Origin of the sequence: Kosakonia oryziphila (assembly GCF_900094795.1) — a bacterium.
GTDB classification, from domain to species: Bacteria; Pseudomonadota; Gammaproteobacteria; order Enterobacterales; family Enterobacteriaceae; genus Kosakonia; species Kosakonia oryziphila.
Genome location: NZ_FMBC01000072.1, coordinates 1 through 17757, shown reverse-complemented (window position 1 = coordinate 17757; position 17757 = coordinate 1). Strand labels below are relative to the sequence as shown.

General features: G+C 52.6%; 12 protein-coding genes and 6 pseudogenes. 6 read left to right on the top strand and 12 right to left on the bottom strand.

What is annotated here, in order from left to right:
* A partial coding sequence (locus GA0061070_RS22865) for an MrpH family fimbial adhesin (RefSeq protein WP_279616108.1) occupies positions 1-341 on the top strand: 341 nt, incomplete at its 5' end.
* A gap of 93 nt (positions 342-434) precedes the next feature.
* Here GA0061070_RS22865 and GA0061070_RS22860 read toward each other — a convergent pair.
* From GA0061070_RS22860 to GA0061070_RS22835, 6 genes and pseudogenes are all read right to left on the bottom strand, one after another.
* Entirely contained in the window at positions 435-2156 is a 1722-nt protein-coding gene (locus GA0061070_RS22860) for a polyurethane esterase (RefSeq protein ID WP_090138677.1), read from the bottom strand.
* Positions 2157-2183: 27 nt separating this feature from the next.
* Positions 2184-3542 carry a TolC family outer membrane protein gene (locus tag GA0061070_RS22855; RefSeq protein ID WP_090138675.1) on the bottom strand — a complete coding sequence of 453 codons (1359 nt, stop codon included), beginning with the start codon at positions 3540-3542 and terminating at the stop codon, positions 2184-2186.
* A 2-nt stretch (positions 3543-3544) separates the two neighbouring features.
* Complete coding sequence (locus tag GA0061070_RS22850; protein ID WP_090138673.1) at positions 3545-4858, bottom strand: HlyD family type I secretion periplasmic adaptor subunit; 1314 nt, start codon at positions 4856-4858, stop codon at positions 3545-3547.
* Positions 4851-6575: a type I secretion system permease/ATPase gene (locus tag GA0061070_RS22845; RefSeq protein WP_090138671.1), complete on the bottom strand. Its 1725-nt coding sequence runs from the start codon at positions 6573-6575 to the stop codon at positions 4851-4853. The genes GA0061070_RS22850 and GA0061070_RS22845 overlap by 8 nt, the downstream gene beginning before the upstream one ends.
* A 470-nt stretch (positions 6576-7045) precedes the next feature.
* Positions 7046-7213, bottom strand: a pseudogene (locus GA0061070_RS26085) (site-specific integrase); the annotation flags it as partial.
* Positions 7155-7611 (bottom strand): annotated as a pseudogene (locus GA0061070_RS22835) (hypothetical protein); the annotation flags it as partial. The pseudogenes GA0061070_RS26085 and GA0061070_RS22835, both read right to left, overlap by 59 nt.
* A 2-nt stretch (positions 7612-7613) precedes the next feature.
* Here GA0061070_RS22835 and GA0061070_RS24960 point away from each other — a divergent pair.
* The 5 genes and pseudogenes from GA0061070_RS24960 to GA0061070_RS22815 all read left to right on the top strand — a co-directional run.
* Positions 7614-7733 (top strand): annotated as a pseudogene (locus GA0061070_RS24960) (transposase); the annotation flags it as partial.
* Positions 7715-8226: pseudogene (locus tag GA0061070_RS22830) on the top strand (recombinase family protein). The pseudogenes GA0061070_RS24960 and GA0061070_RS22830, both read left to right, overlap by 19 nt.
* A 78-nt stretch (positions 8227-8304) precedes the next feature.
* Positions 8305-8787: a PAAR domain-containing protein gene (locus tag GA0061070_RS22825; protein WP_090138667.1), complete on the top strand. Its 483-nt coding sequence runs from the start codon at positions 8305-8307 to the stop codon at positions 8785-8787.
* A gap of 3 nt (positions 8788-8790) precedes the next feature.
* Positions 8791-10653 (top strand): phospholipase effector Tle1 domain-containing protein, encoded by a 1863-nt coding sequence (locus tag GA0061070_RS22820; protein ID WP_208598200.1) that lies wholly within the window; start codon positions 8791-8793, stop codon positions 10651-10653.
* On the top strand, positions 10650-11309 hold the full coding sequence (locus GA0061070_RS22815; protein ID WP_090138663.1) for a DUF2931 family protein: 660 nt from the start codon (positions 10650-10652) through the stop codon (positions 11307-11309). Before GA0061070_RS22820 ends, GA0061070_RS22815 begins: the two co-directional genes overlap by 4 nt.
* Positions 11310-11542: 233 nt before the next feature.
* Here the strand turns inward: GA0061070_RS22815 and GA0061070_RS22810 are convergent, their stop codons facing one another.
* From GA0061070_RS22810 to GA0061070_RS22790, 6 genes and pseudogenes are all read right to left on the bottom strand, one after another.
* Entirely contained in the window at positions 11543-12856 is a 1314-nt protein-coding gene (locus GA0061070_RS22810) for an L-cysteine desulfidase family protein (RefSeq protein ID WP_090138661.1), read from the bottom strand.
* Positions 12857-12877: 21 nt separating this feature from the next.
* Positions 12878-13021, bottom strand: a pseudogene (locus GA0061070_RS25705) (hypothetical protein); the annotation flags it as partial.
* Complete coding sequence (locus tag GA0061070_RS25835) at positions 12997-13125, bottom strand: hypothetical protein (protein ID WP_279616107.1); 129 nt, start codon at positions 13123-13125, stop codon at positions 12997-12999. The pseudogene GA0061070_RS25705 and the gene GA0061070_RS25835, both read right to left, overlap by 25 nt.
* A gap of 436 nt (positions 13126-13561) precedes the next feature.
* Positions 13562-15268: an ABC-F family ATP-binding cassette domain-containing protein gene (locus GA0061070_RS22800; RefSeq protein ID WP_090138657.1), complete on the bottom strand. Its 1707-nt coding sequence runs from the start codon at positions 15266-15268 to the stop codon at positions 13562-13564.
* Positions 15269-15573: 305 nt separating this feature from the next.
* Positions 15574-17277 (bottom strand): NAD-dependent malic enzyme, encoded by a 1704-nt coding sequence (locus GA0061070_RS22795; RefSeq protein WP_090138655.1) that lies wholly within the window; start codon positions 17275-17277, stop codon positions 15574-15576.
* Positions 17278-17449: 172 nt separating this feature from the next.
* Positions 17450-17757: pseudogene (locus GA0061070_RS22790) on the bottom strand (IS4 family transposase); the annotation flags it as partial.

Here is a 17757-nt window from a genome sequence, read left to right as displayed (position 1 = left end):
CCTTCACCACCGGGTGTGATATAACGGGCCCTACAGTTCTCGACCACGGTCTGGTTGACAGTGCAGCAATAGCCGGGAATGTAGCCAGTCTTACCGCGACGATAACTTGCCCGACACCGGCTAACGTGGTGATAACTGTATCCGGAGTGACTGATAATACCGTCAACTTCTGGAATGGCATACAATCCACTATTACCATCAATGGATCGAAATTCCCGCCACCAATGACCATTAATGGAGCGGCAGATGTACAGATTGAATCCACGCTTTCGCCAACAGGAAGTACAGTCAAAGCTGGCACATTCAGCGGCTCTGCGGTTGTTGTTGTGAGCGTATTATAAATTCGAATTTTATATCTGACCTTTAATTCAACGCTACATATATTCTGGAGATATTAGAAGTTATCCCCACAGGATATCCTGTGGGGATAAGGCTTATGCCACAGCAATATGCATCTGTGAAAGCATATCGCTATTAACGCCCACCAGCGTGACAGTGCTATTACCATACGTTAGCAGGGCGTTATCGCCTTCAAACGAAAGGTGGTTAAGATAGCTGTCATTATCGGCAATACTCTCGTTAGCCATGAAGACCAGGCTGTCGGTGACTGAGAGATTGTAGATAGTGTCGTGGCCGAAATCACCATAGAAAAGAAGCGTATTGTTGCTGCCGTTCAGGTGAACCGCGTCGTCTGCATAGCCCGAAACCACGTTGTTACCGTTTACGCTGATATTGCTGTCATTGGCTCCTGAATAGAACCAGCTATCATTGCTGATGGTAGAAATGGTGAAACTGTTCTGCGTGTCTGCATAATAGCTGTTGGCATAGGCGATGGAGCGGCTGTTACATTCTAACCCGTAATTCGTGACCTCCCATGTCGCATTCTTATCGACGTGAATACCAAGCAGATTGAATAAGGTATATCCAGCATTAACATACTGGATATCTTCTGCTCGGGTAATATCCCCGGTAGAATACTTAAAGTACAGCGTCCCCTCTGCGTCGTGGCTGAAGGTAAAATCGGCGATATTACATTCCGTCACGTAGGTATTAGTGCCCGCACCACCATAAATGACGTTATATCCACTGTGATCTTTAAAACTATCATCACCACCACCACCGCAAAGATAGTCATTTCCTTTACCGCCTTGCAATAAATCGTTCGTTTCGGTGCCAACTATAAAGGTTGACCCAACATGTGTGGTCGATTTATTCAGATCTGACACCCATGTCGTCGAACGGTATTCCTCAGAAAGATTGGATACGATAATATTTGAATTCTGATGAGTGAAATCATAGATTTCTGAATTCATAATGCGCAAAACACCGTCGGTATACCCCTGGCCGGAGTGCCCAGCCCATGCTGCCGGATTCGCTATAGAGAAGAACCGACACTCATTGGTCAGGCCTGCATAATAATCGTTGAATGAAACGATGTTATTAGTACAGGTCTCAAGCGGGGTATCATGATTAAATGCACTGTCCAGCGACAAACTGTGGCCTGTTAAAACGCGAAACACCGGGTCGTTTTCATAACCGATATTCAGAACTTTATCATCGACAAGGTTTTGAGTAGGAGAAGCGAAAGCGACATAGCTCGAATCCTCATAAAAATTATCCCATTCACCCTGTGCGGAAAGGGTCGCCATGCTGTTAACCGCCAGTCCACCAAGGCTATGCCCGGTAATGATCACGTCTTTACCCGTCAGTCCATTCGCCTTCGCAAATTCGGCCACTGAACTCATGAGGTTTTTATAGGCGTTGAGCACATAGTTATCCGCATAGCCATCGATCACCGCCGATAAGATATCGCTTAGGCCATCCAGAAGAGAGTTAGGCTCATGCAGCGGAGAGCTGGCATAGGTGCCCGTCCCCCAGAAACTGATACCGATGCCGACGAGCTTACCGTTGGCATCATATTTGCCCATCACGGTGCATTCGGCGCTGGCTTGCAGAAGGTTTTCGCCATAAAACGCACCATAGGGGTTAGAGCAGCCCCCGTAGTTGAGCGTTTTACCGTCTAATACTTTCCAGCCGTTCTCCTCGCGGTAGGTATAATTAGGATCCCCCGCCGCACCAAAATTAAGACTTTCTATGGTCAGCGCATCCTTAATAAGCTGCGTGTTTTTCTCACCCTTGTAATCAAATACAGGCATGGTTTGTCCCTCTGTTTTATTTAACAATTATTGAGCGAAATAGGTGTCCAGTAACAATATGTTGTCATTGTTTATTTCACCCGACTGCGCGAGCAAACTGACCCATGCTTTAATGACAGCATGTTTTTCAGCAGTAAGCTCAACTTTGGTTTTATAGAAAGCGTGTTCGGCGTTAAGTAAATCGATATTCATGCGCTGGCCCGCCTGAATACTTTTTTTAGTGGCTTCAATCTGTCTCCTCGCGGCCTCCACCGCCGAGGTATAGGCTGCAATGCGTTCTGGCGCATGCAGGCATTTATTCAAGGATTTTTTGATTTCACTGTAGGTTTTCAGGCTCTGCGCGTCGTGAAGGTATTTGGCCTGCTCATAGCGGGCAGCAGCCTGCCGGACAGACGCTGACACGCCTCCGCCGGAAAACAGATCCATGCTGACGCGCAGGCCAACGCTGTTGGTACGGTATTTTTGATTAATGGTGCTGTCGTTGCTAGAGTCATTCTCCGAATGCGACGCGTAAAGCTGAACCCGGGGCAGGGCACCAGCGCGGCTCCGCTCAATCTCATAACGTTTTTCCTCTACACTCTGCCCGGCAGAGAGGATTTCGGGATTATGCTGAGCTGCCTTTTGCTCCCAGTACTGATAGCGGGTGGATGCCAGCGGCAGCGTCAATGGCTTTTCACTGAGGGTCGGCAGCGCGGCGTTTTCAGGCAGACTAATGCCAACGATCGCTGAAAGCGCAACGGTGGCTGTCTCCAACGCATCGCGTGCTTCAACCTCATCTGCAACCGCCAGACTGAACGCTGACCGGGTCTCGGTGACATCTGTTATCGAACCCTCACCGGACTCAAACTGGCGCTGTGTCTGCTTTTGCTGCTCTTCAAGTCCCTGACGATGCAAAGCCGCAAGCTGTAACCGCTGGGACGCCTCGGCGACGTCCAGCCAGGCCGTGATGTAGCGGTTTTGCAGATCAACCAGACCGCTTCGGTAGTTTTCATCAGACTGCATTTTTTTGATGATGCCGATGCGATAGTTGGCATAAGCTTCGTAATCAAACAACGGCTGAACCACGGTCAGCGATCCGGAATAGCTGTCGTATTGTTGGTGTTGAACCACCTCGGTGCGCTTGCCCAAAAAATTTGATTGCTGAGACTGCTGTCGTTGCCAGTTACGCGGCGTGCGCTGGTAGCTGACGCTCAGTTTTGGCAGCAAACCGGCCCGGCCTATGGGGATGTACTCTTCCCCGGCAAGCTGATCCTTTACCGCAGCCAGGTACTGGGGGTCGTTGTCCAGCGCCATAAACCAGCCCTCTGAAAGGGTTAGCGCACCTGTTGACAACGGCGTAAGCAGCGCGATAAGACATAAAACGCGTTTTAAATTGTCAGTAAACATCGTTATTCCTCTATAAAAGACTGCGTCGCACGATCCATGATCGGTTTCATCAGATAGCTCAACAGCGTGCGCTCCCCGGCTTTGATAAACACTTCCACGGACATGCCGGGTTTAACCTCTTCTTTTTCCAGTGTTTTCATGCCTTCTGGTGAAACAGTAATCTGAATTTTGTAATAAGGTTTTTGTGTGGCGGGGTCGGTCTGACGATCCGCTGATACCAGTGACACCTGGGCCGGAATTTTGGGTGTTTTCTGCTGATTAAAGGCAGTAAACATCAGGGTGACGGGCATACCCTTGTGGACTTTATCGATGAGCGAGACATCGAGCTGTGAGTCGACAATCAGAGAAGAGGTTTGCGGCACCAGCTCCATCAGCTGTTCCCCGGCGCTCACAACGGCGCTTTCGTTGGCAAGCGCGAGGTTCATGACAACCCCATCCTGCGGGGCGACGACCCGGGTCAGCGAGAGATCAACATCCGACAGCGTCAGCTGTTTTTTACTTTCGCTGATTTGCAGGCGGAGCTGGTCAAGCTGGGTTTCAATATCTTTCCGGTTATCGGCCAGGCGCTGCTGCATGCTGCGTTGAAGCTGTGCGATCTGATTGCCTGATTCCACTATTCGGCTGCGGGTTTCGCCCAGATCGCTCGCCAGTGATGCAGATTGCACTTGAATGTCAAGATAGCGGTTACGCGGAAAATAGCCCTCGGTCATCAGCGACTTCAGGTCCTTCAGTTGGCGATTGAGCAGCGCGAGCCCGCTCGCTTTGGTCTCGGCAGTGCGGACAAGCGCTTCACGCTGGCGCTCCAGCCCGTCGATGGCCTGCGCATCGTTTTTCTGCGCGCTTTCCAGCGCCTCCTTCCTTGCCTGCATCAGCTGGTTTTGCTGAACAATAATGGGTTGGATGACCGCCTGAAGCGCATCTTCTTGCGCTTCAGGCGGTAATTGAAGCTCGCTGACACCAGCCAGTTCTGACTGAAGGCGGCTTTGCGCGATAAGGGCAGTCAGGTAATGCAGGCGGGCGGCGCTCAGTTGCGCGAGCGTCGATCGCTGGCTGAGCAGCACCAGAAGATCGCCCTTGTGTACCGCCTGGCCCTCTCTGACGGCGATATCCTTCACCACGCCGCCAGTAGGGGCCTGAATGGCCTTACGGTATCCGTCGACCATCACCGTCCCGGAAGCCACCACACCTTTATCCAGCGGTGCCAGGGCAGCCCAGAGCAGGAAAGTGCCCAGACCGCCCAGTAATACCATCCAGCCAAGGCGGGCAAACGGGTTAACGTTAACGGCTGGCGTCAATAGCGTCTCGCGATTATGCATGGGCTTTTCCTTGTCCTGCAGGTGCGGTTTTCGGCTGATTCGCCGGTCGGGCTGCGTGCTGTAAGATCTGTGATGTCGGGCCGTAAAGCTTTTGTTTTCCGCCTTCCAGAACCAGAAGGTGGCTGGTGAGGGGAAGGATCCCCGGTCGATGCGAAATGATTACCACCGTTTTTTTCTGCTGACTGAGCTGGCGGATGACCTGCTGCAAGGCCAGTTCACCCTGTTCATCAAGGCTGGCGTTAGGCTCATCCAGTATCACCAGCGCGGGATTGCCATAGAGCGCCCGCGCCAGGCCAATGCGCTGCTTTTGTCCGCCCGAAATGGTCGTACCCTGTTCGCCAATCAGGGTGTTGTACCCGTCGGGCATGCGCAAAATCATCTCGTGTACACCTGCCAGTTTTGCGGTAGCGATGAGCTGTGACGAATCGATCTCGCCAAAGCGCGCAATATTATCGGCGATGGTGCCGGTGAACAGCGACACGTCCTGCGGCAGATAGCCGATCCCCGGTCCGGCGTGTTGTTTCTGCCAGTGGTAAATGTCAGCGCCATCCAGCCTGACATCGCCGTCGCCAGCAGGCCAGACGCCGCATAACACTCTGGCAAGGCAGGATTTTCCCGATGCACTGGCCCCCACAATACCCAGCACTTCTCCAGGTTTTACCTGCAGATTGATGGTGTGCAGAATGGGTTGCTGCGTGTTTCCCGGTGCGCAGACGGTCAGGTTCTCCACTGTAAGTACGCCCTGGGCCGCAGGCAGACAAACACTCTCCTGCACCGGAGGATAGTCGCGGGTCAGACAAGACACGCGTTCCCAGGCCTGTCGGGCAGACCGGTATCCCCGTGCCACGCCGATGAGTTGTTCAACCGGTGCCAGTGCTCTTCCCAGTAAAATGGAGCCTGCAATCATCATGCCCGGTGAAATGTCACCCAGTATCGCCAGCCAGCAGCCCAGCCCGAGCATCAGGGACTGCAGGGCCATACGCACCGTTTTGGTGATGGCAGACATCAGCGCAGCCCGTTCGCTCGCTGCGCCCTGGCAATACAGGAACTGTTGATGCGCCCGCCACCAGCGGGCCTTAACGTTGTCCGTCATCCCCAGCGCCAGCAGGATCTCGGCATTTTGTAGGGTGCTGTTCGCCTGATGGTTGGAAAAAAGCGCATGACTACCCGCTTCGTTTAACAGCGTACGGGTCATTTTTTCGTTAATACACGCGAGCCCCAACAGAATAAAAGCCCCTGCAAGAGAAAACAGGCCAAGCCAGGTGTTAAACAGAAAAATGACGGCAATATAGACGGGAAACCAGACTGAATCGAAAATCGCAAACAACGCCGGGCCGGTAATAAACTGGCGTAAGGTGGTCAGATCGCTAATGGCCTGACCAGCGTTCGGGCTGCGCTTAACCAGATTTCTTTCACAGGCAGCTGTAAAGAGTGCTGGTGAAAGAGCGTTATCAAACTGATTACCTAACCTGATAATGACGATACCCCGGACATAATCCATGAGTGCCATAATGGCAAACATAAATACCACCAGTAGCGTCAGCATAAACAGGGTTGCCGTATTCCCGGAGGGCAATGCTCGATCGTAAACCTGCAACATATAGATGGAAGGCGTAAGCATCAGAATATTTATTACTGATGAGAAAAAAGCAACGGTGATGAATATTCGCGTGCGTTGATGTGTAAAATTCTTAAATATCCATAAGGGTTCATTCATTTCTTCAGACTCTGATGTTTAATATTTATTTTTAGGGGGTAAACGCTTATACAAACCAAAACAAATCATACAAAAACATTACAATTAACATCAAATCCAATCTAAATTTTTGGATGATATGCAGTTATAGCGCATGAAAGTTAAGGAAATAAGTTATCAAAATTCTGCTGTCTTGCATAAGGATTCTATCTGCACCTCTTCTGTTAGTTTAAGATATTTATATATATATACTATTACCGTCGAGTGCGCAGCAAAAAAAATAATGGAAACATCCTATTTATGTGAAAATTATATATGGCGGTATCGATTGTTGATCATGATGGAAATATCCTATTTATGTAAAAATCATATAGGGCGGTATCGATTGTTGATCAAATCCATCGGTAGTGGTATCAGCCAGCTTGTCATGCTGTTTCAGCGCCAAGCCTTTACTGATCATATTATTTTCGAGCGGATCCAGAACATGGTCGACAATGGTTAGTTGCCAAAGACCACACATGGAGTACACCAGGAACCTGAGCTGGACACTTGGCAGATGCATAACGGAAGCAAATATATTTGATTAATTGGTTGCTGATTTTATCCTGACGAAAGTGGGCATAGCAGCGGCTTCCTGAATAATCGAACACCCAACGCCGCCAAGTAGCCATAATTCATCCCTGGTGACAGTGGCGGATGTTGCTTCTGGGGGAAGTGAACAGAAAAATATGTGAGGCGCGATGGCGTATTTTATGGATATATAGATTTGGAAAATGATAGTCCAGTTTATCTAATGCCAGCACCCGGTTTGCATAGACATTCTTTAATGAAGGCAATCTTTTTCGCGGATCTGGTACGTCTTCATCTACTGTGGTCACAATCAGGCTGAACTGATCCCTCGGAAATTGGGTTTAATCGAATGACACTCCAAAAGCAGTAATTCACTGACACGCAATCCATAATTTAAAAGCAATCGGCAAATAAGAAAATTACGGAACTGGATTTCACCAGCGGGGAAGGGATTAAATGGGTTTTTCTTTGAAATTGAACAGGGTGTGTAAAAATGGTTCCGGTAAGAAGACCATCAAAGCGCCGACCGGTAGCTTCGAACTGGCAACTCCGCGCGATCGTAACGGCACCTTTGAGCCGCAGCTCTTCAGATCCGGGCACTCAAAGATGCAGGCGTGAAAGCGAACCGTATCTTTACCGATAAGGCATCCGGCAGTTCGGTTGATCGGCCCGGGCTTGATCTGCTGCGCATGAAGGTGGAAGAAGGCGATGCCATTCTGGTGAAGAAACTTGACCGCCTTGGTCGCGACACCGCCGATATGATCCAGCTGATAAAAGAGTTTGACGCCCAGGGTGTGGCCGTCCGGTTTATTGATGATGGGATCAGTACCGATGGTGAAATGGGCCAGATGGTGGTGACCATCCTGTCAGCTGTAGCCCAGGCTGAGCGGCGCAGGATACTGGAACGTACGAATGAAGGCAGACAGGAAGCAAAGCTGAAAGGCATCCGCTTTTTGGCCGCAGACGCACCATCGACAGAAACAGTGTGCTGGCACTCCACGGCAAAGGAACTGGCGCAACGGATATCGCCCGGCAGCTCGGCATTGCCCGTTCCACGGTTTACAAAATACTTGAGGATGAGAAGACAGCTTCGCCAGGCTGATGGCGGCATTAAATTTTGGTTAAGTGGCTCATCTGGTTACTATAGACATTTAACCCACAGGAATAAAATGGATTTGATATGGAACAGCAATATACCAACGAACTGACTCCGGAATTAGCCGTCTCACTGGCACGTCCGCCCTTCCCGGCGGAGAAAAAGGCCGGGATGTCTGACGGTGCCCGTCAGACTGTCGAAGAGCAGGAGGCTTTCATGCGTGAACATCCGGTGGTGGCGATCTACCGGATCGCGGTTGACGGGGCGCTGACCCAGCGCGGCGGTGTGGTTCGGGCTGTGTGGAATGGCGCTGAAATCGAGCCTGATGGCGGGCAGAAGGTTAATATTGTGCTGGTCGGGGATGAGGTGGTTTACCCTGACGGAACCACTGCCCGTATTGTTACCGGCAGCGGGTCGAAATTTCAGAAAAGTGGACAGAGTATCGCGCAGGTTGGCAGCAGGCTGAGCAACGGTGATGTGATTATCAGCACCCCACAGGCGGGATGTACGTTGAATGAGCTGAAAGGTTTGCCGATGGATGTTGATTTTTTACCAGCAGAGGGCTGAATTATGTCCATCATGAGAGGGTGTAGCGTTCACGGCAAGAATGTCGGATTACACGGAGATAAAACCTCTTCGGGAGCACAATGTATCGCGGCCCGTCCCGGCATGTCGGTCATGGGGTTGCTGAAACTCTATATCGATGACAAGACTACCCCCTGCCCGAAGTGTGGAGAAGTGGGGGTCATTGTGGACGGCGATCACCGGTGCTCAAACAGTGCCGCTGTTGCGGTGGACGGCGCGGAGATACGTTGCGGGTGCCCGCAGGGGACCAATTTTCTGATTGCCCCGGGTACGATCCCACAGCTTTCAGAGGCAAAAACCAGGATGGCCCCGGTAGTCTCTCCGGAGCCGGAACAACATGCGCAGGCGGCGAAGAAAAAGAAACGGGAAATAACGCTGACGATAGGGGTGTTCTTCGACGGTACCGGCAACAATGCCGTTAACACGCAGAATATGCTGAAGGCATATACCGCCGGTCATTACAACCTGAATGACCCGGAAGCCGAGTCCATTCTGGCAAAATGCGCCCGTGACGATTTTGGTGTATCGGGCAGCGGTGCAATCAGCTATACCGGGTACTACACCAATATCCACTGGCTGAGTACGCTCTACAGCCGTCGCTTTAATGAAGACAACCCCAATGTACAGCGGGCTGTCTATATTGACGGTATTGGTACTGACGCGGGAAAACCTGACAGCAAGCTGGGGCAGGGATTTGGTATCTCTGATACCGGTGTCGTTGCCAAAACGGATAAAGCGGTTTCCATGCTGGCTGACAGTATCCAGGCTGCGCTGGACGCGGTCAGTAATAAACAGACTGACGGCACGTTCATCATCAGGTCACTGCAGTTCGATATTTTTGGCTTCAGTCGGGGCGCTGCTGCTGCCCGGCATTTTGCCAACCGGATCCAGTCAGAAGACCCGGCCATTATCAGCGCCATCCGGCAGGGCGTGACGGGTACTGCATTTAATGGTTCCCCTTCCGGTAAAACCCGTTTCATCGGTATTTTCGATACCGTTGCTGCCATAGGTACGCCGGTTAACGGTCTGAATCCGCACAGTGCGGATACCGGGGACGTGAAGCTCACCCTGCGCCCCGGCGTGGCAGAAAAGGTGTTTCATATCACCGCGGCGAACGAGTGTCGGTTCAACTTTGCGCTGAACAGCGTAAAACCGGCCTGGCCGGAACTGGCGCTGCCTGGCGCACATTCCGATATCGGCGGCGGATACCTGCCGGTCACTAAAGAACATCTTTTTCTGACGCGGCCTGCAACGGAGACGGTCCCTTACAGTCTGCCCGGTGAAAAGACGCAGACCTACCGGCAGGCCGTGGCGCAGCTGCAGACGCTGGATAAATCGCCCTGCCTGGCCCCCCTGTTACGGACAAACGACATTTCGGCAGAAACCTGGCATGACGACAGGCTTTCTCCGGACCGGTACGGCCAGATGCAGAAACGCAGCTTTGCGGCGCTGACCCTGCGGGAGAGGACCGTCAGAAATGACTGGTCCCGCGTGATGTTGAGGGTGATGCTTGAGGCTGCACAGGAAGCCGGGGTGGTGTTTGACCCCGTCGACCCGGCTAACCCGAATATGGCGCTTTCTGATGAACTGTCCTCCCTGTGTGATAAGGCGCTGATGATGGGGAAAGCTGCCCGTAGCGGCCAGATGCCACCGGCATTCAGTCAGGATGAGCTGGACGTGATTGCGGAGAAGTATATTCACTGTTCGGCCAACTGGAATGCCATCGTGGTCAATACGGATGGCTTCATTCACGGGGGCGCATCGCCCTCAGAGCTGATTGGCTTTATCAACCGGCCGGATGAGCAGTGGAAACGCTCTGTCTACAGTATGGACGGGAAAAAGGTATGAAGCTGAAAGCCTTTTTTCCCCTGCTGATGCTGGTCATGGTCAGCGGCTGCCGTGCAGGCGAAGCGCAGACGCCGGAAGACACCGGAGAAATGCCTTACGGGAAGGTTGGTTTTGCATTTTTTACCCCTCAGGCATTACCGGCTGTGGTGACGAAAGCGCTGATTATCGACAACGAAAAGGTGGTCTCCACCTTCCGGACGCTGGACAGTACGCAGAGTGATCCCGATGTAGTGGGTACCTGGAACAGCAGAACGGATGACGGGGGGATCCAGTTCAACAAGATCCGGCATCCACCGGCACAGATGCTGTTCTGCTGGGATTCGGTCATCGATAAAAAGACCTACGAGACGCGCATCACCTTCTCACCGGCCCTTCGGGAAAAAATGTCAGTACCAACCGGCAGGGACAGAAGAGGTAACACAGCCTGGTATAAAACCTTGCTGTTTGGGCTGGCGCCAGAGGGTAAAGTTCGTATCTGGCTTCAGAACAGCGCGGGAGGCGACAACCTGCCGGTTGAACCGGTAAAAATCACCACGCTGTCCGGGGATAAGCTGGATGCCTGTAAAGGGATTACGGAACACCCTGATGGCTATGTCTATTACGGTGAAACACCAGAATTTATCAAAGGAAAAACCTATCCCTATGGTAGCTGGTAGTAGCCCCTAAGAAGGATCCTGGGTGGATCCTTTTTAACAGTCACCTCCCCAAAAGCCCTTAACGTGAGTTTTCGTTCCACTGAGCATCAGACCCCTATTAATGGCGTAATTCGATTACCCGGTGGCCACGAATCAGGCTCTGTTTTATCGCTTTAAAGTTCGGCTGAACGGGGAGGACGAATCGTATAAAAATTTGCCGGATAGCCGTGTAAACGTCGTATCCGGCCGATAAATTAATGTGCTTTACGGGTCATGATCCCAATGATCTGTTTGTCCGTTTGCTGCATGGAATGACACGCCAGCGCGCACAGATTCGCAATAGAGTGTTCCACGTTGTGGGCAACAATCCCTTCGTTACCCGTGACTGCCGTATTGTCCAGCGCCATCAGCACCGCTTTCCACGCCGCAGACGCACTTGTCGAGACTTTCATCGCACAACTGTTCGATGCGCCATCACAAATCATTCCGCTCACATCGCCAATCATGCTGCTGATTGCCATTGAGATCGTGCTGTATTGCCCCTCGTCCATTAGCCAGGCCATTCCGGCTGCCGCACCCATCGCTGCGGTTGTTGCCGCACACAACGCTGACAAACGCGGGAGTTGATGGTGGATATAGATGGCGCTCAGATGAGAAAGCATCAGCGCACGCGCCAGTTTCTCATCACTGGCACCAAAGTGCTCCGCCACTACCATCACAGGTACCGTGGCGGTGATTCCCTGATTACCGGAACCGGAATTGCTCATAGCGGGCAGTGTTGCGCCCCCCATGCGTGCATCCGATGCCGCGCTGGTACGGATGAGGATCGCCGTCGAGAGATCGTTTGCCAGCAGACCGCGTGCACACTGCTTTTCCAGCGTCGCGCCGATATGCAATCCCCAGGTTCCCCGCAGCCCCTCCTGCGACAGTGCGCCGTTAAGTCGGGCCGCATCCAGAATGAAACGAATAGCATCGAACGGCACGGTATTCACAAATTCGAGGATCTCTTGCAGGGACGTCTCAGATAATACGGCCAACGGCGATTCTTGCTCATCTGTCCCTACACCCACGTCCTGAGTAAACTTCACGCCAGTCTCTGTTTCGATACGCACAATGTGAGTATGCCCGCCTATGATTGTTACGCATGCCCACCCCTCCTGGCTGTAGAGCTTTGCGCGGGAAAACAGGATATCGTCGCAGGGTTGCTGCAACATCACCGTGACCTTTCCGGCTTTCAGCATCGCTTTCGCATCGGCAATCGCCTGCGCAGAGGCATCTTTCAGTACCTCCAGCCCGGCACCGGGGTTTCCCCCCATAGCCCCCAGCGCTGCGGCGATCGGTAGCCCAGCCATACCGGTTCCCGGCACCGTCACCCCCAGTCCGTTTTTCATCAGATTGGGGGAGACCCAGGCGTCAATCCGCTCCACCGAACCCTTCAGTTCCGAAGCCGCAACCGCTGCCGCCAGTGCCAGGGAAATCGGCTCCGTACAACCCAACGCTGGTTTAACCTCTTCCTGTACTGCGCGGATGAAACGCTGCCACAACGGATTTTTTACAATTTCAGACATAACAACAACCTTCAGGATAAATCAGGCAAACGCCAGAAACGGAGATAAGCACAGCAGCAAACCGGTGACGATAATCAGATACAGCGACGCCCCTTTATATTTGTGCAGTGCAGGAACTTTGTAGACCAGCCAGGCGGGGATCAAACATCCCACCATGCCGAAAAGATGCTGTCGAATTTAATCGCTTCCTGCCACTCACTCTCTGTCATACCAGCCCGGCGCACCGGGGCGCTGACATGAATGACACTACTGTTCGTTGCCGTTTCCATAAAATTCTCGCTCACTATGTGTAGAGTACGTTTTTTATTTTTTGTCGTGCCGCATCAAGGCAATACGCGGTACGGGATAGGCAGGCGAATAGTTAGAATGGAAAAAGCATACGCTCGGGCGCAGAGAAAAACGTCACAAAGAAACCCGGGAATTTCTATAAATTAAGAAAATCCTTCTCTTAAAAAACTCATTGCTATGATACTTTCCTTAATTTGAAGGCAATCACAACAAAAAATAATATACAGGCTGTCTGATAAACAGCCAAAAGCGCTTTGCAGTTCGAGTTAGACAAAAAAACAGGCACCGAAGAGCGCCTGTTTGCGTAAAAATGCCCCCGAGTTTGAGCCAGTTTCCGGGGCTGGCTCAGGCGTAGCAGCCATCCGGCAAAGAATGGCAATGCATAGTTTCATCGGATGGCGCTGACGCTTATCCACGCTAAAGGATTAGGCGAATACGGTCGATCTCCTCACGCCACTGCGCCTGCAACTGCGGTTTCTGATGTTTCTCTTTACGCGCCTGATCCTCTTCTAACCGCGTCTCCAGTTCGATAAGACGCAGAAGAAGGGCATCGTCGTCATACGTTTCATCAGCCGCAGCAACAAGCGGCGGTGGCTGAGTGGCAGAAACCCCGACGCTTTCCCGTAAGCGATCATAAACCGCTTCAGCATCATGCCATTCGTTCAGCTCACTGTTTTCCACCAGCCAGAAACGATTGCAGCAGGCATTAATCAACTGACGATCATGACTGACCAGCAGAAAACCGCCGCTGAATTGTTGTAGTGTTTCGGCCAGCGCCTCTTTGCCTGCTATATCAAGATGGTTGGTGGGTTCATCCAGTAACAGCAGATTAAAACGCGCCAACGACAGGCCGACAAACAGCAGTCGCGAACGTTCGCCGCCGCTCAGTGTCGCCACCCGTTGCCCGTGACGCGCCCAGGCAAAACCGGCGCTAATCAGCGCCATTTTGCGATCGGCGGGCATAGGGGCAAACGGCTCCAGCGCGTCAAACAACGTGGCATCATCCGGTAGTTGATGTAACGTCTGGTCGTAATATCCCGTATGCAGACGCGGATGTAGCCGTAATGCAGACGCTTCGCCGTGCAAAGCCCGCCAGATCAGCCGCAACAGCGATGATTTCCCACAGCCGTTACGTCCCATCACTGCCACGCGATCGCCGCTTTTTAGCCGCGCAAGTGGAACATGGAACAGGGCGGGCAACCCCGTTGCGGGCGGCACGGCCAGCCGTTCCATCTCCAGTAGTCGATCCGCAGGTAGCGCTTCGCCATGCAGCGAAAGCCGCCAGACGCTGCCTTCGGTGAGTGTGGTCTGGCTCTCTTTCAGGCGCTCAACCTGCCGCGCCATCTGTTTTGCCTTCCGCGCCAGATCTTCGTTGTCGTAGACCCGTCCCCAGATAGCCAGCCGCTTAGAACTTGCCGTCACGCGGTCGATCTCCTTCTGTTCCGCTTTGTGCCGCAGCGCGTCGCTGGCATCACGCTCTTCCAGCGCCAGACGCGCCTGGCTGCACGGTAAAGCAAAGTGGTGCAGCGTGTGGTCGCGCAGGATCCAGCTACCGTTGGTAACAGCATCCAGCAAGGCGGCATCATGAGAAACCATCACAAAGCTTCCATTCCAGCCGAGCAGGAACTGCTCCAGCCACAGCAATGTAGGCAGATCAAGATGGTTACCCGGTTCATCAAGCAGCAACAGATCCGGTTCGCGGATCAGCGCCCGCGCCAGCAGCAAGCGGGTATGCTGGCCGCCGCTGAGAGTGGCGGCGGTGAGGGTGATTTCCGCTGTACTCAGCCCCATGCTGGCGAGCAGCGATTCCGCGCGCCAGCGCTGGTTGTCGCGCTCGCTGCCAGGCAACTGCGCCAGCACGGCATCGAGCAACGTCATCGCCAGCAAATCGTCGGGTAGATGTTGTTCCACACGCGCCAGCAGGCAGTGGTGCGCAAGCGTAACGTTGCCGGAAAGCGGAGACAGCGAGCCGTCCAGCACTTTCAGCAGGGTGCTTTTGCCGCAGCCATTGTCGCCAATAAGTCCAAGGCGATCGCCTTTTCTCAGGGTAAAAGAGAGATCGGAGAATAACGGGCCAAAGGCCGTTTCAACACGGAGAGATTGTGCAGATAGTAATGTGCTCATTGCTTACTCAAGAGTTACAGGCACAAAAGTGCCTCGTCAAACATCGCTGACGATAACCCGGTAAGCCCGAGAGAAGGGGGTTTTAAGCTTCGCTCAAGCCGAAGTTATCGCAGCACGATACCGATAACGCTTGAGCTGGCACGATCGCCAAGTGTATGTGAAACATTGAACAGTTCACAATACAGCATAATTAGCCTCCTTTTATATTCAGTAAATTTATGGGTGAAAAGGAGTTTAGCGGGGAAATGAATCTTTTACCAGCGAGGGAAATAGCCCGGCGCATAAGGACGCCGGGCGCGGAAGGATCAGATGGAGGTACGGCGATAGCTGCGGTACTTCGGTTCCCAGAAGTTGTCGTTGATCGACTGCTTCAGCGCTTCAGGCGAGGTTTTCGCCGCCACGCCTTGTTGCTGCGCCATTTTACCAACGGCAAACGCGATGGCGCGGGAAACGGACTGGATATCTTTCAGTTCCGGCAGCACCAGACCTTCCCCGTTCAGCAGCAGTGGCGAGAATTCCGCCAGCGTTTCACTGGCCGCCATCAGCATTTCATCGGTGATGCGTGACGCGCCGGAGGAGATCACCCCAAGGCCAATACCCGGGAAAATATAGGCGTTATTGCACTGGGCAATCGGGTAGATTTTCTCTTTCCACTGTACCGGCGCGAACGGACTGCCGGTGGCGACCAGCGCCATACCATCGGTCCAGCTAATAATATCCTGCGGTGTGGCTTCCACACGGGAAGTCGGGTTGGAGAGCGGCATCACGATCGGGCGCGGGCAATGCTTGTACATCTCGCGGATGATCTCTTCGGTGAACAGACCCGTTTGGCCAGAAACCCCGATCAGGATGTCCGGCTTCACATTGCGTACGACATCCAGCAGCGACAGTGCTTCATTCTGTGCACCGGTATCCCAGTTTTGCAGGTTTTCGCGTTTCTGCACCAGTTTGCTCTGGAACGGCAGCAGATTTGGCATTTCGTCCGTCAGCAGACCGAAACGATCGACCATATAGACTTTCTGGCGGGCCGCCGCTTCGCTCAGGCCTTCGCGCTGCGTCTGGGCAATGATCTGCTCAGCGATACCGCAACCGGCAGAACCTGCACCGAGGAAGACGATCTTCTGGTTGCTCAACTGGCTACCTGCCGCACGGCTGGCGGCAATCAGTGTACCGACAGTTACGGCTGCCGTCCCCTGAATATCATCGTTAAAACAGCAGATCTCATCACGATAGCGATTCAGCAACGGCATCGCGTTTTTCTGCGCGAAGTCTTCAAATTGCAGCAGTACATCCGGCCAGCGCTGTTTCACCGCCTGAATGAATTCATCGACGAAAGCGTAATATTCGTCACCGGTAATACGTGGATGGCGTGATCCCATATAGAGCGGATCATTAATTAATTGCTGGTTGTTGGTACCAACATCCAGTACCACGGGCAGGGTGTAAGCCGGGCTGATACCGCCACAGGAGGTATAGAGTGACAGCTTGCCAATCGGGATCCCCATGCCGCCAATCCCCTGGTCGCCAAGACCGAGAATACGTTCGCCATCGGTCACCACGATCACTTTGATATTGTGGTTCGGTACGTTTTGCAGAATGTCGTCCATACTGCTGCGATTCTGCCAGGAGATAAATACCCCACGAGAGCGACGGTAGATGTCAGAGAAGCGTTCACAGGCCCAGCCAACAGTCGGGGTGTAGATCACCGGCATCATCTCGTCGAGATGGTTTTCCACCAGACGGTAGAAGAGGGTTTCGTTGGTATCCTGGATATTGCGCAAATAGATGTGCTTATCAATATCTGTTTTAAAGCTCTGGTACTGCAACCAGGCGCGTTCGGCCTGTTCTTCAATCGTTTCGACTACTTCCGGTAACAAGCCCAGCAGGTTGAAATTACTGCGCTCTTCCATGCTGAAGGCACTGCCTTTATTCAGCAGTGGAAATTCCAGCAGCACCGGCCCGGCATAAGGAATATATAACGATCGGTTTTTATTATGTTTGGCATTCATTTTACAGCTCCTTGTTCAACGATCCCTGCGAGAGCGTTTCGCGGGGGGTGTGCGACGGGCGAAAGTATAAAGCAAGCCGTCAGCAAATACTGCTTGTTCGCGGATTTCGTTGATGAATTGTTATCAAGCAGGGAAAACAAAAAACCACCCCGGTTGGAGTAATGCCAGTCAGTTAAGCAACTGACTGGCTCTTTTTCGGGGCTGTGGGGTATTTCCAGGGCCTCTCCTTTACCACTCTCGGGAAGGCCCTTTCCCTTCTTGTCGGTAATTTCACAAGTTGTCCCATACTTGCAAGATCGCGCATCAGCTCCGGTATACGTCCCGGTGATGCGCCCTGCAATGTCATCAGCATTCTCATCACCATTCCGCATGATTCTGAGAAACTCAGTTGATTCGGCCAGTAACCTTTCAGATGTTCCGCCATTTTAATCATCTGATATCTCACCAGATTATAAGCCAGTAAGACACCCCACAGCTCTT